General features: G+C 49.5%; 20 protein-coding genes, 17 tRNA genes and 1 rRNA gene. 31 read left to right on the forward strand and 7 right to left on the reverse strand.

All coding sequences use genetic code 11. The features are described from left to right. Nucleotides 1-44: 44 nt before the first annotated feature. From rrf to AC1S8V_RS01755, 18 genes are all read left to right on the forward strand, one after another. Nucleotides 45-161: ribosomal RNA gene (gene rrf, locus AC1S8V_RS01670) — 5S ribosomal RNA — on the forward strand. Between the two features lie 59 nt (nt 162-220). Further along, a tRNA-Ile gene (locus AC1S8V_RS01675) sits at nt 221-294 on the forward strand. A gap of 34 nt (nt 295-328) precedes the next feature. Beyond that, a tRNA-Ala gene (locus tag AC1S8V_RS01680) sits at nt 329-404 on the forward strand. Nucleotide 405: 1 nt separating this feature from the next. Beyond that, nucleotides 406-481, forward strand: a tRNA-Asn gene (locus tag AC1S8V_RS01685). 3 nt (nt 482-484) lie between these two features. Next, nucleotides 485-576 (forward strand) — tRNA-Ser (locus tag AC1S8V_RS01690). 16 nt (nt 577-592) lie between these two features. Beyond that, nucleotides 593-664, forward strand: a tRNA-Glu gene (locus AC1S8V_RS01695). Nucleotides 665-670: 6 nt separating this feature from the next. Beyond that, nucleotides 671-746 (forward strand) — tRNA-Val (locus AC1S8V_RS01700). A gap of 20 nt (nt 747-766) precedes the next feature. Continuing rightward, nucleotides 767-840 (forward strand) — tRNA-Met (locus AC1S8V_RS01705). A gap of 26 nt (nt 841-866) precedes the next feature. Further along, nucleotides 867-944: transfer RNA gene (locus AC1S8V_RS01710), tRNA-Asp, on the forward strand. A 24-nt stretch (nt 945-968) separates the two neighbouring features. Further along, nucleotides 969-1,044: transfer RNA gene (locus AC1S8V_RS01715), tRNA-Thr, on the forward strand. A gap of 97 nt (nt 1,045-1,141) precedes the next feature. Next, nucleotides 1,142-1,217, forward strand: a tRNA-His gene (locus tag AC1S8V_RS01720). An 11-nt stretch (nt 1,218-1,228) separates the two neighbouring features. After that, nucleotides 1,229-1,303 (forward strand) — tRNA-Gln (locus AC1S8V_RS01725). Between the two features lie 9 nt (nt 1,304-1,312). Then, nucleotides 1,313-1,388: transfer RNA gene (locus tag AC1S8V_RS01730), tRNA-Lys, on the forward strand. Between the two features lie 9 nt (nt 1,389-1,397). Beyond that, nucleotides 1,398-1,485, forward strand: a tRNA-Leu gene (locus tag AC1S8V_RS01735). An 8-nt stretch (nt 1,486-1,493) separates the two neighbouring features. Then, a tRNA-Gly gene (locus AC1S8V_RS01740) sits at nt 1,494-1,568 on the forward strand. 6 nt (nt 1,569-1,574) lie between these two features. After that, nucleotides 1,575-1,651 (forward strand) — tRNA-Arg (locus tag AC1S8V_RS01745). Between the two features lie 16 nt (nt 1,652-1,667). Next, a tRNA-Pro gene (locus tag AC1S8V_RS01750) sits at nt 1,668-1,741 on the forward strand. Nucleotides 1,742-1,753: 12 nt separating this feature from the next. Then, nucleotides 1,754-1,824 (forward strand) — tRNA-Gly (locus tag AC1S8V_RS01755). 267 nt (nt 1,825-2,091) lie between these two features. Here the strand turns inward: AC1S8V_RS01755 and AC1S8V_RS01760 are convergent. Together AC1S8V_RS01760 and AC1S8V_RS01765 are read right to left on the reverse strand one after the other, a co-directional pair. Next, a complete protein-coding gene (locus AC1S8V_RS01760; protein WP_482072175.1) occupies nt 2,092-2,952 on the reverse strand; it encodes a hypothetical protein in 861 nt (286 codons plus the stop codon). 128 nt (nt 2,953-3,080) lie between these two features. Then, the gene (locus AC1S8V_RS01765) at nt 3,081-4,010 is read right to left on the reverse strand and encodes a LysR family transcriptional regulator (protein WP_482072176.1); all 930 of its coding nucleotides are present in this window, start codon (nt 4,008-4,010) and stop codon (nt 3,081-3,083) included. Between the two features lie 394 nt (nt 4,011-4,404). Between AC1S8V_RS01765 and AC1S8V_RS01770 the strand changes: the two genes are divergently transcribed. From AC1S8V_RS01770 to AC1S8V_RS01785, 4 genes are all read left to right on the forward strand, one after another. Then, nucleotides 4,405-5,421 (forward strand): ABC transporter ATP-binding protein, encoded by a 1,017-nt coding sequence (locus AC1S8V_RS01770; RefSeq protein ID WP_482072177.1) that lies wholly within the window; start codon nt 4,405-4,407, stop codon nt 5,419-5,421. A gap of 69 nt (nt 5,422-5,490) precedes the next feature. Continuing rightward, the gene (locus AC1S8V_RS01775; protein WP_264933344.1) at nt 5,491-6,564 is read left to right on the forward strand and encodes an ABC transporter substrate-binding protein; all 1,074 of its coding nucleotides are present in this window, start codon (nt 5,491-5,493) and stop codon (nt 6,562-6,564) included. A gap of 208 nt (nt 6,565-6,772) precedes the next feature. Beyond that, on the forward strand, nt 6,773-8,443 hold the full coding sequence (locus tag AC1S8V_RS01780; RefSeq protein WP_482072178.1) for an ABC transporter permease: 1,671 nt from the start codon (nt 6,773-6,775) through the stop codon (nt 8,441-8,443). After that, a complete protein-coding gene (locus AC1S8V_RS01785; RefSeq protein ID WP_482072179.1) occupies nt 8,440-10,029 on the forward strand; it encodes an MBL fold metallo-hydrolase in 1,590 nt (529 codons plus the stop codon). Before AC1S8V_RS01780 ends, AC1S8V_RS01785 begins: the two co-directional genes overlap by 4 nt. A 76-nt stretch (nt 10,030-10,105) precedes the next feature. Here the strand turns inward: AC1S8V_RS01785 and AC1S8V_RS01790 are convergent, their stop codons facing one another. Together AC1S8V_RS01790 and AC1S8V_RS01795 are read right to left on the reverse strand one after the other, a co-directional pair. Continuing rightward, nucleotides 10,106-10,561 (reverse strand): GerMN domain-containing protein, encoded by a 456-nt coding sequence (locus AC1S8V_RS01790; RefSeq protein ID WP_482072180.1) that lies wholly within the window; start codon nt 10,559-10,561, stop codon nt 10,106-10,108. Nucleotides 10,562-10,670: 109 nt separating this feature from the next. After that, the gene (locus AC1S8V_RS01795; RefSeq protein ID WP_482072181.1) at nt 10,671-12,083 is read right to left on the reverse strand and encodes an N-acetylmuramoyl-L-alanine amidase family protein; all 1,413 of its coding nucleotides are present in this window, start codon (nt 12,081-12,083) and stop codon (nt 10,671-10,673) included. 282 nt (nt 12,084-12,365) lie between these two features. Between AC1S8V_RS01795 and AC1S8V_RS01800 the strand changes: the two genes are divergently transcribed. After that, nucleotides 12,366-13,595, forward strand: a complete 1,230-nt coding sequence (locus AC1S8V_RS01800) for an anhydro-N-acetylmuramic acid kinase (protein WP_482072182.1) — start codon at nt 12,366-12,368, stop codon at nt 13,593-13,595. A gap of 123 nt (nt 13,596-13,718) precedes the next feature. Beyond that, nucleotides 13,719-14,558, forward strand: coding sequence for a MurR/RpiR family transcriptional regulator (locus AC1S8V_RS01805; RefSeq protein WP_482074361.1), 840 nt, complete (start codon nt 13,719-13,721; stop codon nt 14,556-14,558). 149 nt (nt 14,559-14,707) lie between these two features. Here the strand turns inward: AC1S8V_RS01805 and murQ are convergent, their stop codons facing one another. Both murQ and AC1S8V_RS01815 read right to left on the reverse strand, forming a co-directional pair. After that, entirely contained in the window at nt 14,708-15,613 is a 906-nt protein-coding gene (gene murQ, locus AC1S8V_RS01810; protein ID WP_482072183.1) for an N-acetylmuramic acid 6-phosphate etherase, read from the reverse strand. Between the two features lie 22 nt (nt 15,614-15,635). After that, nucleotides 15,636-16,598 carry an N-acetylglucosamine kinase gene (locus tag AC1S8V_RS01815; protein WP_482072184.1) on the reverse strand — a complete coding sequence of 321 codons (963 nt, stop codon included), beginning with the start codon at nt 16,596-16,598 and terminating at the stop codon, nt 15,636-15,638. 365 nt (nt 16,599-16,963) lie between these two features. Between AC1S8V_RS01815 and AC1S8V_RS01820 the strand changes: the two genes are divergently transcribed. The 7 genes from AC1S8V_RS01820 (at nt 16,964) to nagZ (ending at nt 25,117) form a co-directional block, all read left to right on the forward strand. Next, entirely contained in the window at nt 16,964-18,316 is a 1,353-nt protein-coding gene (locus AC1S8V_RS01820) for an ABC transporter substrate-binding protein (RefSeq protein ID WP_482072185.1), read from the forward strand. A gap of 55 nt (nt 18,317-18,371) precedes the next feature. Next, entirely contained in the window at nt 18,372-19,295 is a 924-nt protein-coding gene (locus AC1S8V_RS01825; protein WP_482072186.1) for a carbohydrate ABC transporter permease, read from the forward strand. Nucleotides 19,296-19,359: 64 nt separating this feature from the next. Then, on the forward strand, nt 19,360-20,193 hold the full coding sequence (locus AC1S8V_RS01830) for a carbohydrate ABC transporter permease (protein WP_017691096.1): 834 nt from the start codon (nt 19,360-19,362) through the stop codon (nt 20,191-20,193). A 139-nt stretch (nt 20,194-20,332) separates the two neighbouring features. Then, complete coding sequence (locus tag AC1S8V_RS01835; protein ID WP_482072187.1) at nt 20,333-21,442, forward strand: ABC transporter ATP-binding protein; 1,110 nt, start codon at nt 20,333-20,335, stop codon at nt 21,440-21,442. 48 nt (nt 21,443-21,490) lie between these two features. Further along, nucleotides 21,491-22,201 carry a hypothetical protein gene (locus AC1S8V_RS01840; protein WP_482072188.1) on the forward strand — a complete coding sequence of 237 codons (711 nt, stop codon included), beginning with the start codon at nt 21,491-21,493 and terminating at the stop codon, nt 22,199-22,201. Then, nucleotides 22,201-23,397 (forward strand): exo-beta-N-acetylmuramidase NamZ family protein, encoded by a 1,197-nt coding sequence (locus AC1S8V_RS01845; protein WP_482072189.1) that lies wholly within the window; start codon nt 22,201-22,203, stop codon nt 23,395-23,397. Before AC1S8V_RS01840 ends, AC1S8V_RS01845 begins: the two co-directional genes overlap by 1 nt. Nucleotides 23,398-23,428: 31 nt before the next feature. Beyond that, the gene (gene nagZ, locus AC1S8V_RS01850; RefSeq protein ID WP_482072190.1) at nt 23,429-25,117 is read left to right on the forward strand and encodes a beta-N-acetylhexosaminidase; all 1,689 of its coding nucleotides are present in this window, start codon (nt 23,429-23,431) and stop codon (nt 25,115-25,117) included. A 79-nt stretch (nt 25,118-25,196) separates the two neighbouring features. Here nagZ and AC1S8V_RS01855 read toward each other — a convergent pair whose 3' ends face one another. Next, nucleotides 25,197-26,630 carry a serine hydrolase domain-containing protein gene (locus AC1S8V_RS01855; protein ID WP_482072191.1) on the reverse strand — a complete coding sequence of 478 codons (1,434 nt, stop codon included), beginning with the start codon at nt 26,628-26,630 and terminating at the stop codon, nt 25,197-25,199. Nucleotides 26,631-26,740: the final 110 nt, after the last annotated feature.

Raw genomic sequence — 26,740 nt, forward strand, 5'->3', positions numbered from 1 at the left:
AGTTTTCAGAGAACAACACTCTGACATGTAAGCTAAGCTATGCGTTTGGTGGCGATGGCGGAGGGGTTCCACACGTACCCATCCCGAACACGACCGTTAAGCCCTCTAGCGCCGATGGTACTTGGACCGCAGGGTCCTGGGAGAGTAGGACGCCGCCAAGCGATTTCCCTTTGGGGTATTTTTTTTGCCCCCCTTGCCAAGGAATAAGGGATATATATTAGGGCCCTTAGCTCAGTTGGTTAGAGCGCACCTCTGATAAGGGTGAGGCCGGTGGTTCGAGTCCACCAGGGCCCATAGCAAGACCACAACAAGAAATACAACAGTGTATGGGGCCATAGCTCAGCTGGGAGAGCGCCTGCCTTGCAAGCAGGAGGTCAGCGGTTCGATCCCGCTTGGCTCCACCATTCCCTGATAGCTCAGTTGGTAGAGCACTCGACTGTTAATCGAGTTGTCACAGGTTCGAGCCCTGTTCGGGGAGCCATATGGAGAGGTGTCCGAGCTGGCCGAAGGAGCACGATTGGAAATCGTGTAGGCGTCACAAGCGTCTCGAGGGTTCGAATCCCTCTCTCTCCGCCAGATATTTTTTTAGCAAGGCCCGTTGGTCAAGGGGTTAAGACACCTCCCTTTCACGGAGGTAACAGGGGTTCGAATCCCCTACGGGTCATAATATGGAGGCTTAGCTCAGCTGGGAGAGCATCTGCCTTACAAGCAGAGGGTCGGGGGTTCGATCCCCTCAGCCTCCACCATATAATTTATTTTATAACGACGCGGGGTGGAGCAGCCCGGTAGCTCGTCGGGCTCATAACCCGAAGGCCGCAGGTTCAAATCCTGCCCCCGCAATTAACTTTCCTTTGAGAAAGTACTATGGAACCGTGGTGTAGTTGGCCTAACATGCCTGCCTGTCACGCAGGAGATCGCGGGTTCGAATCCCGTCGGTTCCGCCATTTTTTAAATTAAATATACACCGTGCCGGTGTAGCTCAACTGGTAGAGCAACTGACTTGTAATCAGTAGGTTGGGGGTTCAAGTCCTCTCGCCGGCACCACTTTTAGTATTTACATCTGAATTTGTAATAGAATGTATATTACAAGTAAAGTTGTTAATACTAAGATATTCTTAGTGGATGAATGGCTTACTCTATGGCGGTCGTGGCGAAGTGGTTAACGCACCGGTTTGTGGATCCGGCATTCGGGGGTTCAATTCCCCTCGATCGCCCCATGATTTTTTAATGGGGATTAGCCAAGCGGTAAGGCAACGGACTTTGACTCCGTCATGCATAGGTTCAAATCCTATATCCCCAGCCATTTCATTATGAGTCATTAGCTCAGTTGGTAGAGCACCTGACTTTTAATCAGGGTGTCGAAGGTTCGAGCCCTTCATGACTCACCATTATATTTTGCGGTCGTGGCGGAATTGGCAGACGCGCACGGTTCAGGTCCGTGTGGGCTAACCCCCCGTGGAGGTTCGAGTCCTCTCGACCGCACCATATATTTTGCGGACGTGGCTCAGCGGTAGAGCATCGCCTTGCCAAGGCGAGGGTCGCGGGTTCGATTCCCGTCGTCCGCTCCAATATTTGCGCCCTTAGCTCAGCTGGATAGAGCGTTTGACTACGAATCAAAAGGCCGGGAGTTCGAATCTCTCAGGGCGCGCCATTATTTTCATAAGTATCGGGATGTAGCTCAGCTTGGTAGAGCACCTGGTTTGGGACCAGGGGGTCGCATGTTCAAATCGTGTCATCCCGATTTTTTTATTTTGCGGGTGTAGTTCAATGGTAGAACTTTAGCCTTCCAAGCTAATAGCGTGGGTTCGATTCCCATCACCCGCTTCCTAGTAACGTATAGAAGAGCCTTTGCTTATAGCAGGGGCTCTTTTGTTTGAGCCTATAAGAAGAGGTGATTCTCTAAAAATCAGGGTTTAATGTGAGTAGACAACTCGGAGATGATCAGGTGAGATAAGTAAAAATCTCAACTGATGATAAACGTAGAATTACTTAAATAATTGATTTCATTTCATTCACTACGCAAAAAAGACAAGCTCCTCTCCTACGATGTATACAGGAAGAGGAACTTGTCTTTTTTGTTATAGCTAGTGATTAGTATCTTTCCAGAATGGTCTGTGTTTTCAATCCATCGGCAGGAATCAGCCAGTTGTTGTTCTCCAGCAATTGCAGCAGTTGGGTACGCAGTCCGGATACGGCTACAGCATCATCGGTTTTGAAAGAGACTTCTACGATATTCTCAATACCTGTACCTGCTGCGTTGCGGATTGGCCATACTTCGAGCGTAAGTTCTTGACCATTCCATGTACCTTCATAACGTTGGAATGTGATTGGGCCATATGCACGGGATTGAGTCAGTTGCTGCTTGCCCCAGTTGGAGGCAGACCAGTTTTTCAATTTGCCCGGAAGCTTGTCCAATAACATGTTTAAGGCTTCTTGCTCCGAAGGAAGTTGAACACCTGTCGCTTTGGTATCGACTTTTTTGGTGTTGGAGAAACTCAGCGTTTGTTTGCCGTATCCCCAATCGATTTCAGCCTCGTAATTATCATCCGATTTATCGAATCCTTCTTGGTTAGCCAGTGTCAGCGCTGCGTTGATATCGCCATTGATCACAGGGTAGCGTTTTTTATAAGTCAATTCGTAATTGTTCTTGTCATCCTTTTTGCGAAAACGAACATTCCATCCTTGCTCATCCAGTCCATGCGCACTGGTGTCAAAGTACTCTACGTTAATGTTTCTTGGCGTGGAACTCAGGCCGAGGGTCTGAATCACTTCACTGCGTGGTGTCCCATCTGTATTCAATACAAGTTCCGGCTTGGCCAGAAACTTCACTTCATAAGCAGGAACGGCATTGGCAGCAGCGGAAGCCTGGGGTGCTTCCAGAAACGTCAGTCCACTTCCCAATGTTACGATGCTCAGCATGAATGAGGCGGTTACCTTTTTCCACTTTTTCAAAACCAATCACTCTCCTAATCTGGATTAACGTACAGATCCCACTTTATCGTCCGAGTATCTGAAAGCGATTAACGGGGAGTGCACATTGCGTTAATCCTGCATAGATTTGATGAATGGCAAACGATAGTTTATAGAGGATCAAGGCAATCAGCCATGGAAAATGGGGAAGCCGGGTGACTCACCTCTCGCAGCACTTCTTTGAAGCGGTTTACCTGAACTGAAGGGTGGCGGTCCTTGTTATGTACCGTATAGATATGGCGCGGTGCCTGCTCTCCCGGAATGGGAAGAACCTGAATGAGCCCCTGCTGTTCCTCCCACTGTACCGCCATCCGAGACATGAATGAGACATGCCCCCCGATTAACACAAGTTGTTTGATCGCCTCAAGGGAATCCATCTCCACGGTGCTCCGCAAACGAATGTCATGTTGCGCAAGCCATTGATTGGTCAACCGTCGAGTACTGGATTCATTGCCATGTAAGGCAAAAGGAATCTGTGCGATATGATCAGGTGTTAATACATCCTTCTGGGCCAACCCATGCTGCGGAGAACAGATTAAAACCAGGTCGTCTTCACACAGCGTCTCGGCTTGCAGCGCGGGTCCAACAAACGGCTCGGAAGAGATCACACCCAGATCAATCTGATGTCGAATCAGCATCTCGCGAATGACAGGTGATGGTTTAACGGATAAGACGATACGAATGCCCGGGAATTCCTGCGAAAAGGTATTGAGCATGGCGGGCAGCAGGTATGTAGCCGGTACATAGCTTGCCCCAATGTGCAGGGTGCCCCGATAGAGACTGTCATATTCCTTCACTACCCGCCTTGCCTCTTGGGTCAAAGCATTGATTTTGATGGAATAGTGGAGCAGAGCTTGTCCGGCCTCGGTCAGAAAGGTCTTTCCACTACGCGATTCGAATAATCGCACACCCATCTCTTCCTCCAATGACTTCATATGAAATGTAACAGTGGGTTGCTTGATCCCCAGTAACTCGGCCACGCTTGTCATGTGATGATGCTTATCGATCAGCTCAACAATTTGCAATTTGATCAGATTCAATGTCCCAACACTCCTCTCACTTCTACTATATAAATTGAACTAAAGATTATTTACACAGACGCTACGATGACAGAACAACCTTCCAATCGCTGTTATCCCCAGATTTTTTGATTCCCTTTTCCAAGGGGAAATCCGGTGATAGCGTATGCTTCCGATGCAGCTTTCTTTCAGAAAGCTTTTAGGCGAACGCTCCGCTTTTTCAGGTTTTTTCTGTCCTCTCCGTTATTGTGCAAATGATTAGTTCACCTACTATAGATTTAATCTATGAACATCAACAGAATTCATCTAAAAAGTTAATTCCAATTTTACATACAAGACATACAACTCGCGAAAGCGGACGTTAGACTGAGAACAGTGCAAGAGATCAAGTAACAAAAGACAGGCAGGGATGCTTATGAAATTAGAGATGACTGGAATTCAAAAATCATTTAATCAAACACCCGCACTGCTGCCGACAGATCTAACGCTTGAACATGGAAAGTTCACAACACTTCTCGGCCCATCGGGCTGTGGCAAAACAACACTGCTCCGCATGTTGGCCGGGCTGGAACAGCCGGACGCGGGGGAGATTCGTGCAGATGGTCAGTATATCTACTCTGCGGCGAAGCGGATTGATATACCGACACACAAGCGTAATCTGGGCATGGTGTTTCAGGATTTTGCATTATGGCCGCATATGACCGTATACGAAAATGTAGCGTTTGGCCTAAAGGCCGGAAAACAGAAGTCCGATCTGCGGCAAAAGGTGAACGAAGCACTTGGCATGGTTCGCCTGCAAGGCATGGAAGATCGATATCCTCATCAGCTGTCTGGTGGACAGCAGCAACGGGTTGCTTTTGCCAGAGCCGTAGCGGTCAGACCAGGTGTCATCCTGTTCGATGAGCCACTGAGTGCACTGGATGCTGTACTCCGGGAAGAGATGCGGATTGAGATGATGTCTTTGGTACGGGACATGGGACTGACTGCGCTGTACGTCACACATGATCAGATAGAGGCGATGTCAATGTCGGATGAGATTGTGGTGATGCAGAAGGGGCGGATATTGCAAAAAGGAAGCCCGGAAACGATCTACTCGGCGCCAAGTGATCCGTATGTCGCTTCGTTTATCGGAAAGTCCAACTGGCTCACGCCTAATCAATCGATGGTGCGTCCGGAGCATGTCACCTGGAACAAAACAGGTCATGACGATCTGTGTTATCCAGGAACTGTACTCAGCGTCAGTTATGTAGGTGAACGTTACGAAGTACGAGTGCAGATGGAAGGGCTTGGCGTATGGACAGCCTATATGAACCAAAGGGTGCGCGTAGGGGAGCGGGTGCAGCTCTATGTAACCCCTGAGCGGATATGCCGAATGAACGGTTATGACCACCCGAGTATGAAGCAGAACGAAGCGATCGCAGTGGCATATTAAATTGTTGAACGAGCACGCAGTTGGAAGCAGGAGTACACATTTTATAAGAAACCAAGGAGATGGACGAATATGTTGGGTATGAAAACACGGAAAAAGAGCGCAATGCTGTTATTAACTGCGGTAATGAGTATCAGTTTGTTCGGATGTAGCACAGGGAACACAACCACAGGCAATGCGGCACAACCCGCAGGTGAAGGAAACACAGCAGTAGCGGCGGAAACAACGAAACCGGCTGGCGGCAAGTTGGTATTGTACAGTGCTGGCCCACAGAAGCTGGCCGATAACATCGTGAGTGGATTTACGGATAAAACAGGTATCGAAGTCGAGATGTTCCAGGGGACGACAGGTAAAATTCTGGCTCGTATGGAAGCAGAGAAGTCCAATCCGGTTGCAGACGTTGTAATCCTGGCCTCTTTACCTTCAGCACAGGCTCTGAAAGCGGATGGTTTGACCATGCCTTACCCGGACGCAGCCAATGCAGACAAGCTGAACAAGGATTGGTCGGATGCAGAGGGCAACTACTTCAGCAGCAGTGCTTCCGCACTGGGTATTGTGTATAACACCAAACTGGTATCTACACCACCAACAAGTTGGGCAGAGCTGGCTACGCCTGCCTGGAAAGATGCAGTGAACATTCCCGACCCTACATTATCAGGTTCAGCACTCGACTTCATCACAGGATATCTGAGTGCGAACGGTGAAAAAGGTTGGGATCTGCTGAGTGCCTATAAAGCCAATGGTGTAGCGATGGCAGGAGCCAATCAGGAAGCACTTGATCCCGTCATTACGGGTGCCAAAAGCATCGTAGCAGCAGGTGTGGACTACATGGCGTATTCCTCCAAGGCAAAAGGTGAACCACTGGATATCGTATATCCTGAGGAAGGCACGGTAATCAGCCCAAGACCGGCAGCGATTCTGAAATCCAGTCCAAATGTAGAGAACGCGAAAGCGTTCATTGACTACCTGTTGTCCGATGAAGCACAGAAGCTCGTTGCAGATGCCTATCTGATTCCGGGCCGCGAAGACATTGAAGCGACTAACCGTGCCAATGTGAAGGATATTCCACAACTTAAAGTGGATTGGAACTGGATGAGCGAACATGGCGAAGAGACAGCGGCGCGTTTTTCCGAGACTTTTAAGTAAGTACTTTTGCATAAATCCAAAGAGCGTCTTTAAATAAGCAAGGTATAGATCGAAATGTTTCTATTCGTCTATACCTTGTACCCGCGAGCGATTTGATTCGAATTATGCAAAATACCGAAAGAAGAACAAGTATATAGACAATTAGGCAAAAGGAATACCTGCTGTCTGTGGAAAGTCATGTGAGGTGAACGTAGTGAAGCCTGTTGGAATGGACAACAACCGTATTTTTCGGAGAGTGGGCGTGATTCTGGCCCTCTTTCTGCTGACTATAAGCATTGGCGTGCCGCTCTTGCTGATCTTCTGGCAAAGTGTGTATCCGGACGGACAATGGGACTGGCTGGCCCCGATTCGCACGATTACGGGTCACCATTTATCAGGTGTATTGCTGAATTCCGTCTGGCTTGGTATCTGCGTTGTAGCGGTAACCACGCTGCTGGCGCTGCCGCTTGCCTGGATGATGGCGAAGACCCGGATGGGCGAGCATCGCTGGGTTGATGTCATCCTGATGATTCCGTTCATGACCCCGCCGTATATCGGCTCGATGGGCTGGATTCTGTTTATGCAAAAAGGGGGATATCTCCAGCAGTGGGTGCCCTCATCTGCGGGGTGGAGTGAGCTGTTCTTCAGCTTCTGGGGCATGGTGCTCATTATGAGCTTGCACCTGTTCCCCTTCCTGTACCTGCTGCTTCGGGATGCATTGATTCGCATTGGCGGCAATCTGGAAGAAGCGGGAGCCGTGCATGGAGCGCGTGCAGGATACCGTTTCAGACGCATTATTTTACCCTTGTTGTTGTCGTCTTACGGCATGGGGATCATGCTTGTCTTTGTCAAAACGATTGCGGAATTTGGAACACCGGCAACCTTCGGGCGCAAGATTGGCTATTATGTCATGACCTCCGAGATCCATAAGTACATCTCCAGTTGGCCGATTGATTTCGGCAAGGCGACTTCACTCGCATCCGTGCTGCTGTCCGTCTGTCTGGTGATGTGGTATATGCAGTCTGCCATGAGCCGGAAGTTCACGTATCGTCTGGTTGGTGGCAAAGGGCAACGTTCCAAGCGATATTCTCTACGTGGCGGAGCAGGATGGTTGTGCGGGGCGTATCTTGCGATCCTGTTGATCCTGTCGATAGGAATCCCGTATTTCTCCATCATCGCCGCTTCGACCATGAAGCTACGGGGATCGGGAATCGCTTTTGATAATCTCACCTTGGATCATTACAAGGAGCTGTTATCTTGGGGTTCGGTGAGTATGAAGGCGATCGGGAATAGTCTGGGACTATCCCTCGCGGCTTCAACCGTTGCTGTTATTATCGGTACGGGTTTTGCACTCGCAATCGGCAGATCATCTTCATTCATGCAGCGTGTGATTGACTTGTTCAGTCTGTTGCCTAATACGGTGCCGGGCATCGTGATGGTGGTGGGTCTGATTCTTTTCTGGAACTCACCTTGGATGCCAGTCACGTTGTATAACACCTACGGCATGGTTGTGCTCACGTACGTTGTTCTCTTCTTGCCTTACACCGTGCAGTATGTAAAATCGAGCTTTACCCAGATTGACGGAACGTTGTTCCAGGCGGGGCAAGTATTTGGCGGGAAGCCGCTGTATATTCTGCGGCGTATCCTGATCCCGCTGATCCTGCCCGGCATGCTGGCCGGCTGGATGATGACCTTTACGATTGCTACCCGTGAGCTGGTAGGTTCGTTGTTGATTCTTCCACCGTCGATGCAGACGTCGGCTACGTATATTTTTGCCCAGTTTGAACAAGGTCAGGTATCACTCGGAATGGCGATGGCCGTTGTTACTGTTGGCATGACGGTGCTGATGCTGCTGGGAATCGAAATGCTGAATTCAAAGAGAAAGTGGAATGCATCATGATCAAACTTAACGTATGGGGCGGTGCAGGGGAACATGGACGTTCCGCCTATCTCCTGAGCGGGAGCCGGTTTCGCCTTTTGTTGGATTGTGGTGTCAAAAAAGAAGGCACGGGCCAGTATCCGCTGATTGACCCGGAGATTGTCCCGCAACTGGACGCGGTCCTCTTGTCCCACGCCCATGAGGATCATTCGGTCGCTATCCCTTTGCTGTATAAGATGGGCTACGAGGGTGAAGTGTGGACAACAAGGGAGACGAGGGAGCAGCTGCGTACGTATTTTGCCAACTGGCGGAGATTCGGAGAGCGTGTCGGGGAAAAGCTCCCTTATGATGAAGTAGATGAGCGGGCTATTCGTTACCGGTATCTGGAGGATGAGGTGGTGTCCCAAACCTGGTTCGAACCGATTCCCGATGTAAAAGTGATGTGGGGCCGGAGTGGACATCTGGCTGGATCGGTGTGGTTTGGGGTTGAAATGGAAGGTAAGCGAATTTTTTATTCCGGGGACTACACGTCAGAATCGATGCTTTTACAGGAGGATTGTCCAGCGGAGGCGTTCTGGCAGACAAACATGCTTTGTGAGAATCCTGTGTCCGATGTTTCTAGCAATGAACGGTGGGGGACGGAAGAACTAATCGCTATGAATAGCGGGCAAAAGGCTGGAGAATTCATAACGTCACAGGATCTGATATCTGTTGCATCAGAGGCATCGTCAAGCACACTCGTATCCATGGAGATACCCATCAAGCAGAGAAATTTCACATCCAACGGAGCAGATGGAGCAGGCAGAGCAGGCAGAGCAAACGTAGCAGACGTTGCGCCAATATCTTCCGTCGGGATGGTAGATCTGGCGATCGTTGATGCGGCCTATGGTACGGACCAGGATACACAGGCCAACAAACTGAAACAGCTTGAACGAGCCATTCGCCAGACGATTGCTCAAGGTGGCAAGGTGTTGTTACCCATGCCTGTTGTAGGGCGTGGACAGGAGATCATACTGTGGGCGCAGCAACAGTTCCCTGCTGTTCCAATCGTAGTGGAACAAGGGCTGGTAGATGGCATGAAGCAGCTTATGCAAGTTCCATACTGGTTGAGGGAGAAGGGAGAGCATGTCATCGGAAGTTCGTTGAAAGACGAGATTGATTGCTTCCTGGCCGGTCGAGAGTGGGATCTGCCTACGACTACGCAAGAGCGGGAACAACTGTTGGAATATCATGCTGCTTCGCTATGGTTCATTCCGGACGGAATGATGCAGTCCTCGCTTGCCCGTTGGTATTATAGTCAATTATCGGACAGGGAAGAGAATCTGATTCTGCTCACTGGGCATGTTGCTCATGGTACATTTGCGGATAAGTTGCTACGGGTTCCTGACAAGTATGGAGCGTGTGAGGTACGGAAAATACGTTATAAAGTGCATCAGGGCTGGAAGGATGTCGAGCGGATGCTGCATCAGATTCCAGCAAGACATACGGTCCTTGTGCATGCTGACCGGGCAGAGACGGACAGATTAAAAGAAGGTTTGCTCAGAAATAGCCCGTCACCGGGAACAGCGATACATTCACTGTCTGCTGGTGACGAGCTACATGTGTGAATTGTGCATGAATCGAGTTGTTATGTTATCTGAGAACGTCCCTGGGGACGTTCTTTTTCCATTGGATTGTTATACTTTATGGTTCGCGATGAATGGGGTGCTCAAGTTCCGAATGACCCATCAAACTATCAACGGCTTCACCATCCACGAGTATATCCAGGCTGTTCACTTCATCAAATTGAAACATCGTTGTTGTTAAAGCTTCCAATGCGAGCAATTCCCCACTGGTACCGAGGTTGGCTTCGGCGGGGATATGAACATCCAAAGTCACCGTACCCTCAGCATATTGGATAGAAAGCAATTCAACCTGCTCCCAGAGGGAAACAAGCTCTGAATCGGTGTTCGTTTGCATAGCTGCAAATGTTTTTTTGTATTTTTCGGAATCATCCTTGTATTCAATTTCCTGCTCTGTTTTCTCAAGCTCCAGTACCTGAGAATCTGCCAAATATACATCGACGACTTGTGTATTCATCTTGCCCAGATCCACCTCCGTTTCGGATGGGTTGGGTTCATTTGATCCGGATTCACTCACTGGCTTCTGGGCACATCCAACTCCGATAAGGATCAAGCATGATAATATCAGTGCACAACCTAGCTTCTTATTCAAAGAATCACTTCCTTCATCTAGTTTATTTGATGATTTATAGGCCCAAATACTCCTTGATTCCATCAGCTATCGCTTGAGCGGCTCTCATCTGAACGTCATCGGACGACATCAGTTCTTCATCGAGCACATTACTCAGGAAGCCCACTTCCAAAAGCACTGCAGGCATAGTCGTGTCTCGGATCACTTCCAAGTTGCCATTTTTCACACCACGATCTCTGAGTCCCATGGCTTTCACCAAACGTTGATGAATGATATTAGCTAATTCCTTGCTGTTACTGCGTTGATAATAATATGTCTCCGTACCTGTCGCTTGGGGGGCGGACTTCACGCTATTGCCATGGATAGATACGAATACATCCGCGTTTAATTGATTGGCGAGCTGAACACGCTCAGGACGGGTCGGATAAGTATCACCCTCACGAGTCATCACCAATTCGATATTTGGTTCATTGAGCAGCAGGGCTTGTACTTTGTGAGCCAATGCCAGATTGTAGTCCTTCTCGGGTTTGTTCGTGATGCTAATCGTCCCCGGATCACTGCCACCGTGTCCTGGATCGATCACAACGACTTTGCGTCCTGAATCACCTACTGGAGTTACAGGAGCAGGTGCGACGTTGTCTCCCGTAACATTCAGATCAATAATCAGTTTATCGGCAATGACGTTCTGGCTGTACTGGACATCCTTCACATTATTTAATTCTACGACAATTCGAACTTGCCCGGGATCTCGTTTGAAAAGCGAATATCTCACTTCCGTCACATGGGGATAACCGCTCACATCCAGCTTGCCATTGAATCCTTGATCCAGCGGTTGGGATATATCACCAAAGTTGGCTCCAGGCAAGTCCACAACCAGACGGTCTGGGTACTTTAGGGTCGTTACTACCGGCTGAACGGCCCCATCCGTGGATAACACGAGCTGATTATTGGCAAATTGGATATCGGTAACCTGGGCGTTAGACGTTGAATCCCCTTTTCCAGAACTGTTGCCTGGATCGATAGCAGGTTCCTTACTGGTGTTCGTTAAGTAAACGATCTTGTCTTGGTTGTTCCATTTTACCTTAAGCCCCATTTGTTCACTGACAAATCGAATGGGCACCACCAGAGTTTTGTTCAAAATTTGCGGTGCTGTATTCAAAGTGACTTGCTTGTCAGCAACCATGGCTTGCTTTTGATCCACGGTTAGAGATATTGTCTGTTGATCTTGTTGAATTTTTACATTGCGTGCTTGCTGGTTCCAATCGACTTTGAATTTCAAATTTTCGGCAACGACACGAATCGGGATCATCACGTTTTTATTGATAATCGTCACCTGTGTATCGCTTGGGAGGACTAATTCCTCTCCATCCATAAAGATTTTCGACGTACTTGCAGCGGCATTTCCCTGATTAGGGAGCAAAAAGAGTAAGAACAGACTCAAAAACAGGAGTAAAATGGTTTTCTTCATTATGCACCTCGACTAGTATTAGATCTAAATCTCACTTCCAAAATATACCTACATAATATAAACGGTAAAAATGTAAAAATGTTTCTCTTTTGATATCAAATTATCTATTGATGAAAGAAAATAATATGTATGTTCGCAAATAGGGCAAATATCTCTCTTTTCATTTTCAGTTTTGTAATTAAATTTCACGTAATGTTTGACTTGTGAAATTTAATATCATATACTGGGTGAAATTATGGCAGGATGATGTGTTCATCAAGTCTGGCGGGAGGTTGTGAATGGATGGATACAGGCAGCTATCCGATGTGGGAACAGTATCGCTTGAAGCGGGAGCATTACATCATCGGGCTGATGTCAGGAACGTCACTCGATGGAACGGATGCGGCATTAGTACGTATTTTGACGGATGATAATGGGGCATTGGAGCAAATGGATCTGGTTGATTTTGTGTGCGTACCCTACTCCAACGAGCTGAGAGAAGCGCTTATTCGGCTATGTTCACCGGAGACGGCGCGAGTGGATGAGCTGACGACTGCACATTTCGGTGTATCGGAGTGGTATGCGCATAGCGTCATGAAACTGATCCATTCTTCAGGCATCTCACCCCGACAGGTGGATGCGATTAGCATGCACGGGCAAACGGTATGGCACGCACCTGTAGGGTCCGCTTTTCCAGGACCCGCAGGAGGTAGTCTTCCGGTAGTGTCCACGCTACAGATCGGTGAATGTGCTGTCGTTCGAGAACGGACTGGACTGCCAGTGATTGGCAACCTGCGAGCAAGGGATATGGCGGCTGGTGGGGAAGGTGCCCCGCTTACGCCTTATGCGGATGCTCTGATGTTCCGCAGCCCGACGGAAGGGCGGCTGGTGCAGAATATCGGCGGCATTGGAAATGTCACGGTGCTTCCATCCGAGTCATCTACCGAAGGTATTTCGGCTTTTGATACGGGACCGGGCAATATGGTGATGGATGCCATTGTGCGGCAGGCAACGGATGGACGGCACCATTATGATCCGAGTGGAAGTATTGCCGCACAGGGGAAGGTCGATCAGGGTCTGGTAGACCTGTGTTTAGAGGATGAGTATTTCAAAAGACTTCCGCCGAAAAGTACCGGGCGAGAAGTATATGGCGGCGCGTATGCAGTGAGACTGATGAAGATGGCTGCAGCACGTTCCTTAACGCTGGAAGATACGCTGGCTACTGCCACCTGTCTGACCGCGGAGACAATTGTGCGTGCAGTGAAGGATTTTATCCTGCCCAAGGTGCAAATATCGGCCATGCTCGCCTGTGGTGGGGGCACTTCCAATGCCACGCTGATGGAGATGATCCGTCATAAACTTCCGAAGGATATCCGTTTGGAAAGAACAGCAGATTATGGCATACCCGATGATGCTCGGGAAGCCATTGGATTTGCTCTACTTGGCCATGAAGCACTCATGGGAAGAACTAATACGCTCCCGGCAGTAACCGGAGCAAAACACGCCGTAATCTCAGGCAACCTGACACTGTAGTGCAGCAAGGCTTTTGAATGAGTTGGCTATGCAAGGGCGTTTAATCCATTAGACGCGAGTGGAATTATAGGATAAAATGCTTGTACATGAATGCAGTACGGAAAGGAGGAGCGGATGGAAGGCATGAAAGGTGGACTTGTACGTTTACGCGCATTAATGGATGACTTGACTCCGTCGGAACGAAAGATCGGGGCCTATATTCTCGATCATCCCCAAGAAACGGTCCAATCCTCGGTGGCACAGCTGTCTGAACGGAGTGGAGGCAGTCCTGCTGCCATTATTCGTCTTTGTAAATCGCTGGGGGTAACGGGTTTTCAGGAGCTGAAGCTGAAGATTGCCGGAGATTTGCAGACGAGTGAGCCATATCAATATACGGAGATTCGTCCCCAGGACTCCATGGAGAGCATTATTCAGCATGTGTCCGCAAATAATATTCAGTCGGTGAAGGATACGGTTCATATTCTGGACCCACGTCTGGTGGAAAAGGCCGTGGACGTGCTTCATCGGGCGAACCGGATCTTTTTCTATGGAGTGGGGGCCTCCAACCTGATTGCGCTGGATGCACACTACAAGTTCATGCGAATCAATCGCACAAGCTTTTCGTTCGCCGATCCGCATATGCAGATTTCGTCCGCAACGACGCTTCGCGAAGATGATGCAGTTGTATGTATCTCGTATTCAGGGGAGACTTCGAACGTGATTTCCTGTCTGAAGCATGCTCGTGAAGGCGGTGCAGCGACAATCAGCATTACCAAGTGGGGCAGCAATACACTCAGTAGTATGGCGGATGTGCCCCTAATGATTACTTCCACCGAAAGTGATATTCGGAGTGGAGCAACATCGTCACGAATTGCACAGCTGAACGTGATCGACATCCTGTATCTGGCCATTGCCAGTCGGGATTACAACCAGTCTGTGGAATATTTGGAGAAGAGCCGACAGGCTATTCTGGAGCACAAGTGAAGTAGAACCGTATGAATCCCTTTCTGTTTATACAGGAGGGGATTTTTTAACGGATTATATCCGCTTTTAGTATAAAAAATCAAAAAAAAGAGCCCAGATTAGTATAAAGTGTTGGGCTCTTTCAACCTCTAATAATACCCCTGTACGGCTCAGGAAGGCCCCGCAATAGCGCTGCGGACAAATCCGTCAGCCAGATCAAGCCTGCGCTGGGCTTCCATGGCGTCCACGCCTGCCATCAGCATGACGATTGCCGTTTTTACATGACCGTCTGCACCGGCAAAAGCCTGTTCAATATCCGCTTCATTCGCTCCGGTTGCCAGCTGGATCATGCGTTTGGCCCGATGGACAAGCTTTTCGTTCGAAGGGTTCAGATCGACCATGAAATTACGGTAAACCTTGCCCAGACGAATCATGGCGGTTGTGGTGAGCATGTTCAGAATCATTTTTTGGGCGCTGCCTGCCTTCATACGTGTTGATCCCATCACAACCTCTGGGCCGACAACAGCCTCAATGCTCACATCAGCCAAAAGGGTCATCGGCGTACCTGCGTTGTTACTCAGGCTAATCACAGTAGCTCCGATCTCCTTGGCGTGTCTCATCGCACCCAGCACATATGGCGTTCGTCCACTGGCTGCAATGCCAACCACGACATCGTTTTTGTCCAAGCCATGTTCATCAAGGTCCGCAGCTCCCAATTCCTCACTATCTTCAGCACCTTCAACCGGGTCCTTCACTGCCCGGAATCCCCCTGCAATAATCCCCTGCACCATGGAGGGCGGGGTTCCGTAGGTAGGTGGGCATTCCGAAGCGTCAAGTATTCCTAATCGTCCACTGGTGCCTGCGCCTACATAAAATAGCCTGCCGCCAGACTGAAACGCCTCCAAGATCCGGTCCGCAGCTTGAGCAATGACCGGAATCAGGGGCTGAATGAGCTCCGCAATCCGTTGATCTTCCTTATTAATTAGCTCCATAATTTCTGCCGAAGGCAATTCATCTATATGATCCGTTAGTGGATTGGGTTGTTCCGTTAGTAGTGAGTTCAGCATGTGATTCATCCGTATGGCCTCCTTCTCTCTTTTAAAATGATTCATTCAGGGAACAGCGTTTTCTTGCCAGTTGTGCTGCGCCAACCGCTGGAGCGGGGGCATCTTCACGATATACAAAGTCCAACTCTCCATAATATCCCGATAACTTCTGGATAAATGTATTTCGGAAAAGTGCAGCGTATCGAAACAGTGATCCGGACAGGACAACCGGAGTGGATGCAAATTCGGGATGACGGGCAATCAGCGCTTTGGCGGTATCCGCCAATTGTGAGGCTTCGTCCATGATCAGTGACCGGGAGGCCTCATCTCCGAATTCAGCTGCTTCTATAGCTAAGCGGGCGATGGATGCGGTCTCGGTTTTGCCCCAAGCCGTCTGATACACCCGCGTCTTTAGCTCCGATATATCCCGAAGGTTCAGTTTCTTTAGAAGAAGCGGGGTTAAACGGGTCGGAGGAAGAACACCGTCATAGCTCTGCATAACCACTTGGAGTGCACGCTGCCCAATACGATAGCCGCTCCCCTCATCTCCGAGCAGATGACCCCAGCCTCCTGCACGGTATCGCTCTCCTTCCAGCGTAAATCCGTACACGATGGACCCTGTTCCAGAGATGCACAATACACCGTGAGTATGTCCGAGAGAGGCCATCAGAGCAATCTCTCCTTCGGATACAACCCAGACTAGACAGCCTTCTGATCCCTGTCGATTACGACTCTTCATATAGTTATTTACTGCTTCGGCTATAAGTTGCCGTTCTTGGATCGTATCTACACCTGACATGCCAAGGCATATACCCTCACAATTTGTCGATAATTTATTTATTAGATTAAATAGCTGTTCCAGCACTCGTTGCAGTTCGGAAAGGGCCTGTTCAGTTGATACGCTGTGAGGATTCGTAGGACCGCCGCTGAATCGGGCGAGAATTTCACCAGATTCGGAAATGATTGCTGCATCAGTATTGGTACCGCCTCCATCAACGCCTACATATACTCGCAAAGTGGCTCACCTCGCTTGCTTGGGTTTTCTTTTTACATAGTATAGTGGCATGAAAAGAAAAAGTAAAATTAAATTTTATGATATAAAATAATGTTGAATTTTTATTTTACAACTCATATAATGAACTCAATCTACAATTTTGGAAGGAATTAATACTGTTAATGTTAACTAAGTTAACGTTAATATTGCATTTAAGAGATTTAGCCTGCGTACTGGCAGGTCGAATCTACAGGGGAGGTGCTTTTCCTTACTGCCGCGTTTATAGGTGGATGCCGTTTGAAGGCCGAATGATCTCAAAGGGGTAGCATGGTTAGGCAATGGGGCAATGGAAGAATCGGAAGACGACACGCGAGGGAGATGAAGGGATGAAAAAGATGGGTCTGGTATGGACAATGTTGTTGATGATGGTCTGGGTTACTGCCTGTGGGAACAGCGGGGGTGCTGCTTCGGATGACCCGAATGCGGACGATACGGTAACGGTATGGACCTATCCTGTACATGGCACATATGAAGATGAACTGAAGGATCTGATCTCTGATTTCAATAAAGAACACCCGAACATTACCGTGAAGACGGAAATGCTCTCCTGGGCGGAAGGGCCCAAAAAATTCGACGTCGCTCTGAACGCGGGCAACCCGCCGGATCTTTACTTTCATAGTGTAGACGGCACGTATGTGAATACAGGATTGGCACTTGAGCTGGACAGCTACCTGGCACCTGAGATCAAGGACGATTACCTGCCGGGTACGCTTGATTTAGGCCAGATTCAGGGGAAACAGTATGGACTGCCGTTGTATCAATTCCAATGGGCATGGGGTGGCAACAAACGCATTCTGGAGGAAGCGGGCATTGACTGGAAATCCATTCAACAAAATGGCTGGACCTGGTCCGAATTCAACGATGCTGCTGCCAAGCTGACCAAAACGCTGGATGGCGGGGCCAAGCAATATGCACTGGTTACCGACGGAACCTCGCTTGACTTCATTGAAATGCTGTCCCGGAACAATGGGATGATCGATGTTCTTGATAAAGACGGCACGTTCCAATGGAATGATGGTCGCATTCTGGATACCCTTTCTTTTATCAAAAACCTGATGGATCAAGGGTATATGCCGAAGGAAACGGCAGCTCTCGCTCCAGCGAAACGGACGGATATGTTCTACGCGGGGGAAACGGCGATTATCTCCAAAGCGATTCCTTATTATGATGTGATGATTCAGAACCGCAACAAGGACATCGATGATGGCAAGGTGCAGGGAGAGAAGATTGATTTTGTCCTTCTGCCTGTACCGCATAATGACGATCAACCTGCGGCCACAACAATGGGCGGCGAAGGGTATGTAGCCTTCAAACAGAAAAAGGACAAGGGCGAACAGCATGCCAAAAATACGTTCCTGGTGATGGAGGCGCTTAGCGGTGCGAAAGCAGGAAACTCGGCCAATGAACTGGCGCTTCCATTCGTAAGACAGTCCCAAGTGGAACTGTTTAAAGGAAAAGAGCTTGGTCAACCGGATAATCTGGCTGCTGCAAAAGTCATGGCAGAGAATATCGCGATGCCGGTTGTACTGGAACTGGATATCGACAAAGCATCCCAACAAAAACAATTCAAGGAACAAGTTGTGAAGCCAAACATCCAGGCGCTGTTCTCGGGTGAGAAAACACCGGAGCAGATCGCAGAAGACTTCAAGAGCAAAGGCCAGCAGATGTTTGGACAATAACTCGGACAATCAAACATAACGTAAAACCACACTGATTAGGAGAGGAGGATTCGCCATGCAGACCGCCCTTGCGCCAAAACCGTCAGTGCCCCGGACTTCCCGGGTTGCCCGGTTTTGGCGGGACTACGGGTGGGCGTATTTGTTTATTTTGGCGCCTGTCCTGCTGTTTCTCATTTTTACGCTGTATCCGGTACTTACGGCTCTTATTATGAGCTTCCAGAAATACAACATTATGAACTCGACGTGGGTTGGATTGGATAACTATGAACGACTGGTGAAGGATGAGACGTTCTGGAAGTCGATTAAAAATACAGTCATCTTCACCGTAGGCACAGTCCCGGTCAATATTCTCATCACATTTGTACTGTCCTATTTCATCTTTCAGATGAAAAGCAAATGGCAGACTTTTTTCAAAGCTACCATGTATCTGCCTGCGGTAGCCTCCGGGGTAACCATCTCCATCGTATGGCTGGCAATCTTTGACCCGACGGATTCGGGGCTGCTCAACCGTTTTCTCGGCTTGTTCGGCTTTGATCCGGTGATCTGGCTGGGCCAGTCGGGAACGGCACTCTTTTCCCTCATTCTGATGAACTGGCTTGGATCGCACGGAGCGGGCATTATTCTGTATCTGGCAGCCATGGGCGGTATTCCAAAATCGCTGTACGAAGCGGCGGATATTGATCATGCGAGCGGCTGGACCCAGTTCAGCAAGATTACGTGGCCGCTCCTCAAACCAACGACGCTGTATTTGCTCGTGACAGGTGTCATTACGTCCTTCCAGGTGTTCATCTCGGTATATCTGATGACGCAAGGTGGACCGAATTTTGCTACAACAACGATTGCCTACCTGATCTACGAAACGGCATTTAAGTTCTATGAATTCGGATTGGCTTCGGCACAGTCGTTCGTATTGGCGGTTATCATCATAGTCATCTCCGTCATCCAGTTCAAATATTTCTCCAGCGATATTGAGTATTAGAGGTAGTTCAAAACACGTACGATTAGAGCACGTTGCATTAAGCATCCGGGGGTGAATGAAATCCATGAAATCAACACAGAAAAAGATCCTGCTCGTTGTTGCATCCATTCTGCTGGTGGTCTGGGCGCTGGTGACGGTCATTCCGATGTATTGGATGCTCGTCGGTTCGGTGCAGGATAGTGCGATGTCGGCTTCGTTTAAACCGCAGATGATTCCGGAGCAACTGTCGTTATCACCATATGAGCGCTTTTTTGCCAAAACCGATGCCTGGCGCTGGTTATACAACTCGCTGCTCATCTCGATCATTCTGACCGTAACAAATGTATTCTTCGCCTCCCTGGCGGGATATGCATTTGCCAAACTGAAGTTTCCGGGGAGTCAGGCGGTATTTTGGACCCTGCTTGGGACCATGATGATTCCGGCACAGGTGACGTTAATTCCTTTGTACATTCTGATGGTCAACGTGTTTGACCTGGGGGATACCTATACGGCCATTATTCTGCCTGCTGCCGTCAGCGTAGGGAACATATTCCTGATGAAACAGTTCATGTCCACGCTGCCCACGTCGCTGATACATGCGGCGCGTATCGATGCATGCAGTGAATTCGGCATCTTCTGGAAAGTCATTCTGCCGATGGCGAAGCCAGGGATCGCGGTGCTGGCGATATTCACGTTTGTGGCTTCGTGGAACGAATTTTTCTGGCCGTTCCTCATTACCAACTCTAACGAGATGCGTACCATTCAGGTGGGGCTGGCCTCGTTTGTATTTGCCGAATCAACCGATTTCGGTGCGATGATGGCGGGGGCAACAATAGGTGCGCTGCCCATGATCATTCTGTTTTTCTCACTGCAACGTTATTTCCTACAGGGCATTACGATTGGTGCAGTAAAAGGTTAATTCCAATATATGTTCAACTAAACATTTACACCATAACAGCGATCGGAAGGTTGTTCTGTCATCGGAGTGCCAGTGTAAATATTCGTTAGTTGAACTTATATAGTTCAGGACAAGCGACAACGTAAAGGGGGATCTACCTATGGCACGCGTGGAGTTTCGCCAAGTGCGCAAAGAATTCAAAGACGATCATAAAGGAACGTTCACGGCTGTGGCCGGCTCGGACTTTGTTATAGAAGATAAGGAATTCGTAGTGTTTGTTGGTCCTTCGGGCTGTGGCAAGACAACGTCACTGCGGATGATTGCCGGACTTGAAAAGCAAACAAGCGGTGATATTGTGATTGGTGACCGGCTTGTTAACGATCTGCATCCGAAGGATCGGGATATCGCGATGGTGTTTCAGGATTATGCACTGTATCCGCATATGACCATCCGTGAAAATCTTTCCTTTGGCCTGAAAAATCTGAAAAAGCCAAAGTCCTATATTGATGAACAGGTGCAGAATGCGGCCTCCATTCTGGGATTGGAAGCGATGCTGGAGCGCAAACCACGCGAGCTGTCCGGTGGTCAGCGCCAGCGTGTTGCGGTGGGACGGGCGATCGTCCGTGATCCGCAGGTGTTTTTATTCGATGAACCACTGTCCAATCTGGATGCCAAGTTGCGGGTGCAGATGCGGGTGGAGTTGGGCGAGCTGCATAAACGTCTCGGTGCAACGATTGTGTACGTGACGCATGATCAGGTGGAGGCCATGACACTTGGGGAACGCATCGTGGTCATGAATCATGGAGATATCCAGCAGGTGGCTTCACCGAAAGAACTGTATGCGAGTCCACGTAATATGTTTGTTGCCGGATTTATCGGTTCCCCGGCGATGAACTTCATCGATGCGCGGATTGAAGGCACGCAGGTTGTTATCGAGGGAGCATCATTCAACCTGCCAGAGGATGTACTCGCACGTCTGCAGAGCCATCAGGGTAAGTCCGTGATTATGGGTCTGCGTCCAGAGCATATTTTTGGTGACGATGTCGCTCCGAATATCCCGACAGACCATATGCTGCAAGCACGGGTTCAGGTCGTAGAACATTTGGGCTCCGAGAATTTGGTATATTTTCATTCCGGTGCCCGTACCGTTACAGCCAAGGTTCACCCGGAAACACATGCTTATGTAGGAATGGACAAAAATTTTGTGCTGGACTTGCGTAAGGCGCACTTTTTCGATCCAGAGACGGAGCTTGCGATTGGAAGAGAGTAAGAGACGAGGCCGAGCGAAGAAGGAACGGTGAGAAAGGGGAGAGTGAAGATGCGTAAGCTGAGTGAAGTGTTGGTCAAGTCGGGCGCGGAAATCTATCAGGATATTATTCCGGTGGCCTTGTACAGTGTCGTTAGCTCCATCGTATTGGTTCCCATTCTGATGTTTGCTCCGCTGCCAATCGCGGTGCTGCTTCTGGCCTTGATGTATATGCCCATCCTGTTCGGTGTCTGTTATGCGGTGCATCACAGATTGGAACGTAAGGAACGGCGCAATGGACTTAAGGACATCTGGATCGGAACGTTGAAGGGAATAATCCCGGGAGTGTCGGTGGGTGTGCTTTTCGCGGTGCTTGGTTTCATTCTATGGTCAACCTGGTGGTATTACGGTGGACAGGGGGGAATTACAGGTACAGCAGTGAGCGTATTCCAGACGTTCTTTGTTCTCATGGCTCTAATGTCACAGTTCTATACCTGGCAGCTTGTTTTACAAAAAAACATGGGCATCGTTCAGGCGATGGGGGAAAGTGTAAAGCTGTTCTTCCGTCACCCGGGGTACACGATGGGCGCTTGTTTTCAGGCCATGTGCCTGACTGCTTTGCTGATGCTGACTGTCGTTGGTTTCGGAGCGCTGTTTGGAGGTATGTTTGCCATCTATCAGCATAAGGTGGCTCTCAATGTGCTGGAGCCTGAAGAGGAACCTGTCGTAACAGGCGGTAATGATCACCAGCATACAGGGTGGATAAGCCAGGGGAATGTGTGATGGGCCGGTTGAGTGGAACCGAGCAGATTCCGGCTGTAAAAACGGGAGTTGATCTTCTGTCCAGAGGGTTATCGCATCCATGGTTAACAGGTGCTCGAATCGGTCTAATCACGAACCCGACTGGTATTACAGCGGATTTTGTATCAACAATAGATGTGTGCGCCGGACTGGCTAATGCCGAGCTTACAGCGCTCTATGCCTGTGAGCACGGACTGGATGGAGAGCTTCAGGCGGGTGTCAGATTCGGAGACATGCTTCATCCACGTCTGGACATTCCGGTGTTCAGCCTGTATGGAGATTACAAGAAACCTACGCCTGCAATGCTGGCTGGAGTCGATACTGTCCTGTTTGACATTCAGGATGTGGGCATCCGTTATTACACGTATGCCTCAACCCTGTTCCATATGATGGAGGTCTGCGCTGGAGTGGGCAAACGCATGCTGATTCTGGACCGTCCCAATCCGCTGGGTGGAGACGTTGTGGAAGGCGGTGTGCTGAACGCGGGGTATGAATCACTCGTTGGCGCTTGGCGTGTACCTGTACGTACGGGATTGACGGTAGGTGAACTGGCCCTGATGGTCAACAGCGAGATGGATGTACCTTGCGAATTGGACGTGGTTGCCATGGAAGGGTGGCAGCGCTTCATGAGGTTTACGGATTGCCAGCTTCCCTGGATGTTGCCCTCCCCTAATATGCCTACGCTGGATAGCGTACAGGTATATGCGGGTACGTGCCTGTTCGAAGGCACTAATGTATCGGAGGGCAGGGGCACGACCCGCCCATTCGAGTGGATTGGGGCACCCTGGGTTGAGGGTGAGCGTTTGGCGGAACGATTTCGGAAATACAAGCTGGAAGGTGTGCATGTGCATCCGGTGTACATGTCGCCAACATTCTCCAAACATGCAGGTGAGCTGTGTGGTGGCGTAAGAATTTTTGTAACGGACAGCAGGAAATTCCGGGCGGTAGAGACAGGGTTGGTGCTTTTGCATGAACTGGTTTCACTCTATCCGGAGCAATTCTGCTGGCTGGAGCCACCAGAGCCGGGTTCAAGGTACTTTATCGACCTGCTGGCAGGGGGTAAGGAAGTCAGGGAAACCATTCATGACCGGGCGGAATTTGTTCGTTTAATGGAAGCGTGGAATGTACAGGCAGCAGAATGGAAGGAGCGGCGAAAGCCATTTTTGTTATATCAATGAACGGATGTTTTTTATCGGAGGGAGGCATGAAATGAGTGGGCCAAAAGAGTTATACCAGACGAAGCTGAAACAGATGACCTTGCGTGAGAAAGTCGGGCAAATGTTGCTTTGTGGCTTTCATGGCACCGAAGCTGCTGGCGATGTGGAACCCTTTCTCCGAAAGTATCCAATCGGTGGCGTGATCTATTTTGCGCGCAACGTTGAGTCGCCAGAGCAGGTAGAGCGGTTATCGTTAGGGTTACAACAGATTGCCAAAAGCAGCGGTAATGTACCGCTCTGGATCTCCATTGATCAGGAGGGCGGCATGGTTGCCCGGATTACCGAAGGAATCACCTTGATGCCTGGACCAATGGCTATTGCCGCTGCCGGTTCCATTGACGATGCATATCAGGCAGCATATATCAGTGGGCTGGAGCTGAAGTCCATGGGCATTAACATGAACTTTGCTCCGGTATTGGATGTGAACAATAACGCGGCCAATCCGGTCATCGGTGTGCGATCATTCGGCGAATCTCCACAATCGGTTGCAGAATATGGGGCCAGAACCATTGCGGGAATACAGGACGCTGGGATTGCAGCGACTGCCAAGCATTTCCCGGGGCATGGGGATACGGATACCGATTCCCATCTGGACCTCCCGATCATCACTCATGATCGTGATCGGGTAGAGCGCCTAGAGTTGATTCCATTCCGAGCCGCCATCGCGGAAGGTGTCGATGCCATGATGTCGGCGCATATTTATTTCCCTGCACTGGAGCCAGAGGGTCTGCCCGTAACGCTATCGCAAACCGTATTAAGCGGTCTGCTTCGCCAGGAACTGGGTTATGAGGGCATGATCGTGACAGATTGCATGGAGATGGATGCCATTGCCGTGAATTATGGCACTGTCGATGCAGCCGTAATGGCGGTAGAGGCCGGGGCAGATCTGGTCTTAATTAGCCATACGGCCAAGCTTCAGGCAGAGGCATTTGAGGCGTTGTTAGCAGCTGTGGGGAGTGGGCGGATTAGCGAGAGACGTGTTGATGAGTCGGTGAATCGCTTGCTGATGTACAAGGCGAAACGTGGTTTGCTGGAGAATGGAATGGGCGGTGCAGGTGATGATGAAATGTATGGTGTAGTATCGAATGCATCATCGTCAAAGGCATCAAACGATCCTGCTCATTCCAGCGGGTCTGAGCGCAACAGTTTGCTTCATCATAAGGTTGCCCGCCGTATTAGCGAGAACAGTATCACACTGGTACGCGATCAGCTGAACATGCTGCCTTTGAAGCCGGAACGCACGCTGGTCATAACGGTTGCCACGTCCGTGACGACAATTGCCGACGAACAGCTGACTCAGACGTTCACCTTGGGCTCAGCCTTATCCATTTATGGTCTGGATGTTGTCGATCTGACGGTCACGCCCGAGGAAGTCGCCATTCGTTCCGCACGTCTGCTTCAGGCAGCGGAAGCAGATGACATTCGGCAGATTGTAGTGGGGACCTACAATGCGGGAAGCCCCTCCGGCGATCCACAGTGCAGGCTGATTGGTTGGATACAGCAATTGGGCAAACCGCTGGCTGTTGTAGCACTGCGAAGTCCCTATGATCTGCTGGCGCTTCCGGATGCCCAGGTCTATGTAGCGGCTTACGAGAGCCGGCCACTTGCCATGGATAGCGTCGCTCAGGCGCTGATGGGCCGTATTCCTTTTGCGGGGAAACTTCCTGTAACGTTAAAGTAAAAATGAAGACTTATACAGAGCAAAGAGACGATCCTTTAAAGGACCGTCTCTTTGCTCTGTATAAGCGATGAATTATGGATTATTGCAATTGCAGTGCTTTGGCTGTTTTGGCCTCAACTTCATCCAAAAGTGAAGTCATATCCATACCTGCGTGGTTGCCGAGCAGGATAATCGTGATATCATCGGACAGATTACGTGAAAAGGCTGTGGCAAACCCGCCACCACTACCGTTGTGAAAGACGGTACGGTTTGAGCCATTTTCTTTGAGAATCCAGGCGTAGCCATAATTTTTATCGGAGTAAGGCTCATGCATTTGTTCAATCGTATCCTGGCTTAGAATCTGGTCTGTATACAGTGCACGATCCCATTTCAGCATATCGTCTACCGTGGAATAGATGGTTCCTGACCCGGATTGGGAAACATAATAAGGGGCCGTTACCCATGCGTTATTTTGTTGAACAAAACCACTAATCGTATGCACGTTACGGGAGGCCTCTCCCGAATTTTTCATACCAAGTGGCTTCAGTATCGTCTGTTGCACGTAATCGGCATAACTCATGCCAGATACCTGTTCAACGACGTATGCGAGCAAAACATACCCGCTGTTGCTGTATAGATAGGCACTCCCCGGTTCAAACTTCAGCGTTTTGTGGCGAATCTCTTCCACAGTCTCTTCCATGGAAGTTCCTTCACCCCGACCGAATGCGGATGGCAGACCTGAGGTCTGGGATAACAGCATATGCAGTGTGATCTGATCTCCCTTCGGTATACCGGAGATATACTTGGAGATTGGATCTTGCACATTAATCTTACCCTCCTCCACCAGACTCAGAATGGACGCGGCCGTGAAGGATTTGCTCAGCGATGCGATCCGAGTCTTCTGATCCGGACGATTCAGCGTCTGTTCGTCGGCAAGTCCGTAGCCTTGTCTTAGCAGAACTTCACCTTCGCGGGCAAGCAGCGCCATACCTGGATAGTTGATCTCGCGCAGATACGTATCTACGCTGGCAACTTCGCTGTTCAGCAGGCTGACCTGATCAGTGACGATATTGACACTCATCTGACCTGTGGCTGTGCGTTGGACCTTGATGTCTGCCTTGATTGCATTAGCCATGGCCCGGACAGGTACCATCAACGTACCGTTAACGGTACGTGAATTCACACCTGTAGCCAGATCGACCTGGTTTACCTTAATGGAATTGCTGCCAGCCTGATGGACCAGCTTGTCTCTGCCAACAGTAACGGTAGCCGTCTTGGTGCGAGCATCCCATTTCAACGTGCCTTTAACGGATGTGACCACGTCCCGCAGTGGAACAAACGTTGAACCTTTGATTATAAGTGGTGCGTTCTTCCAGGATTGCTGCTCACCATTCACTTCAATGTGAACTGCTTGCGTTGCCTGCGCTGTGGATGCCGTGATACCGGCTTGTCCCAGAATCGGGCCTGCGCACAGGATGAACGCTAACAGGATACGGAACATGGATGAATATACCGTGGAAACAGGTTGTTGCACATGCGACTTACGTAAGATTTGAATCCTCTCCTTCCAATCGTTTCATGAATAGACAACTTATGAGCATTGTAAACGATCTCGCTTAGAGGGTCAAAACGAAAAGAAGGATA

It is taken from the genome of Paenibacillus sp. B46(2026) (assembly GCF_056786355.1).

Excerpts from the sequence above, each read along its gene's own strand:
- AC1S8V_RS01770 (WP_482072177.1), top strand. The coding sequence starts at position 4,405 with ATGAAATTAGAGATGACTGGAATTCAAAAATCATTTAATCAAACACCC.
- AC1S8V_RS01775 (WP_264933344.1), top strand. The coding sequence starts at position 5,491 with ATGTTGGGTATGAAAACACGGAAAAAGAGCGCAATGCTGTTATTAACT.
- AC1S8V_RS01780 (WP_482072178.1), top strand. The coding sequence starts at position 6,773 with ATGGACAACAACCGTATTTTTCGGAGAGTGGGCGTGATTCTGGCCCTC.
- AC1S8V_RS01785 (WP_482072179.1), top strand. The coding sequence starts at position 8,440 with ATGATCAAACTTAACGTATGGGGCGGTGCAGGGGAACATGGACGTTCC.
- AC1S8V_RS01795 (WP_482072181.1), bottom strand. The coding sequence starts at position 12,083 with ATGAAGAAAACCATTTTACTCCTGTTTTTGAGTCTGTTCTTACTCTTT.
- AC1S8V_RS01800 (WP_482072182.1), top strand. The coding sequence starts at position 12,366 with ATGGATACAGGCAGCTATCCGATGTGGGAACAGTATCGCTTGAAGCGG.
- AC1S8V_RS01805 (WP_482074361.1), top strand. The coding sequence starts at position 13,719 with ATGAAAGGTGGACTTGTACGTTTACGCGCATTAATGGATGACTTGACT.
- murQ (WP_482072183.1), bottom strand. The coding sequence starts at position 15,613 with ATGAATCACATGCTGAACTCACTACTAACGGAACAACCCAATCCACTA.
- AC1S8V_RS01820 (WP_482072185.1), top strand. The coding sequence starts at position 16,964 with ATGAAAAAGATGGGTCTGGTATGGACAATGTTGTTGATGATGGTCTGG.
- AC1S8V_RS01825 (WP_482072186.1), top strand. The coding sequence starts at position 18,372 with ATGCAGACCGCCCTTGCGCCAAAACCGTCAGTGCCCCGGACTTCCCGG.
- AC1S8V_RS01830 (WP_017691096.1), top strand. The coding sequence starts at position 19,360 with ATGAAATCAACACAGAAAAAGATCCTGCTCGTTGTTGCATCCATTCTG.
- AC1S8V_RS01835 (WP_482072187.1), top strand. The coding sequence starts at position 20,333 with ATGGCACGCGTGGAGTTTCGCCAAGTGCGCAAAGAATTCAAAGACGAT.
- AC1S8V_RS01840 (WP_482072188.1), top strand. The coding sequence starts at position 21,491 with ATGCGTAAGCTGAGTGAAGTGTTGGTCAAGTCGGGCGCGGAAATCTAT.
- AC1S8V_RS01845 (WP_482072189.1), top strand. The coding sequence starts at position 22,201 with ATGGGCCGGTTGAGTGGAACCGAGCAGATTCCGGCTGTAAAAACGGGA.
- nagZ (WP_482072190.1), top strand. The coding sequence starts at position 23,429 with ATGAGTGGGCCAAAAGAGTTATACCAGACGAAGCTGAAACAGATGACC.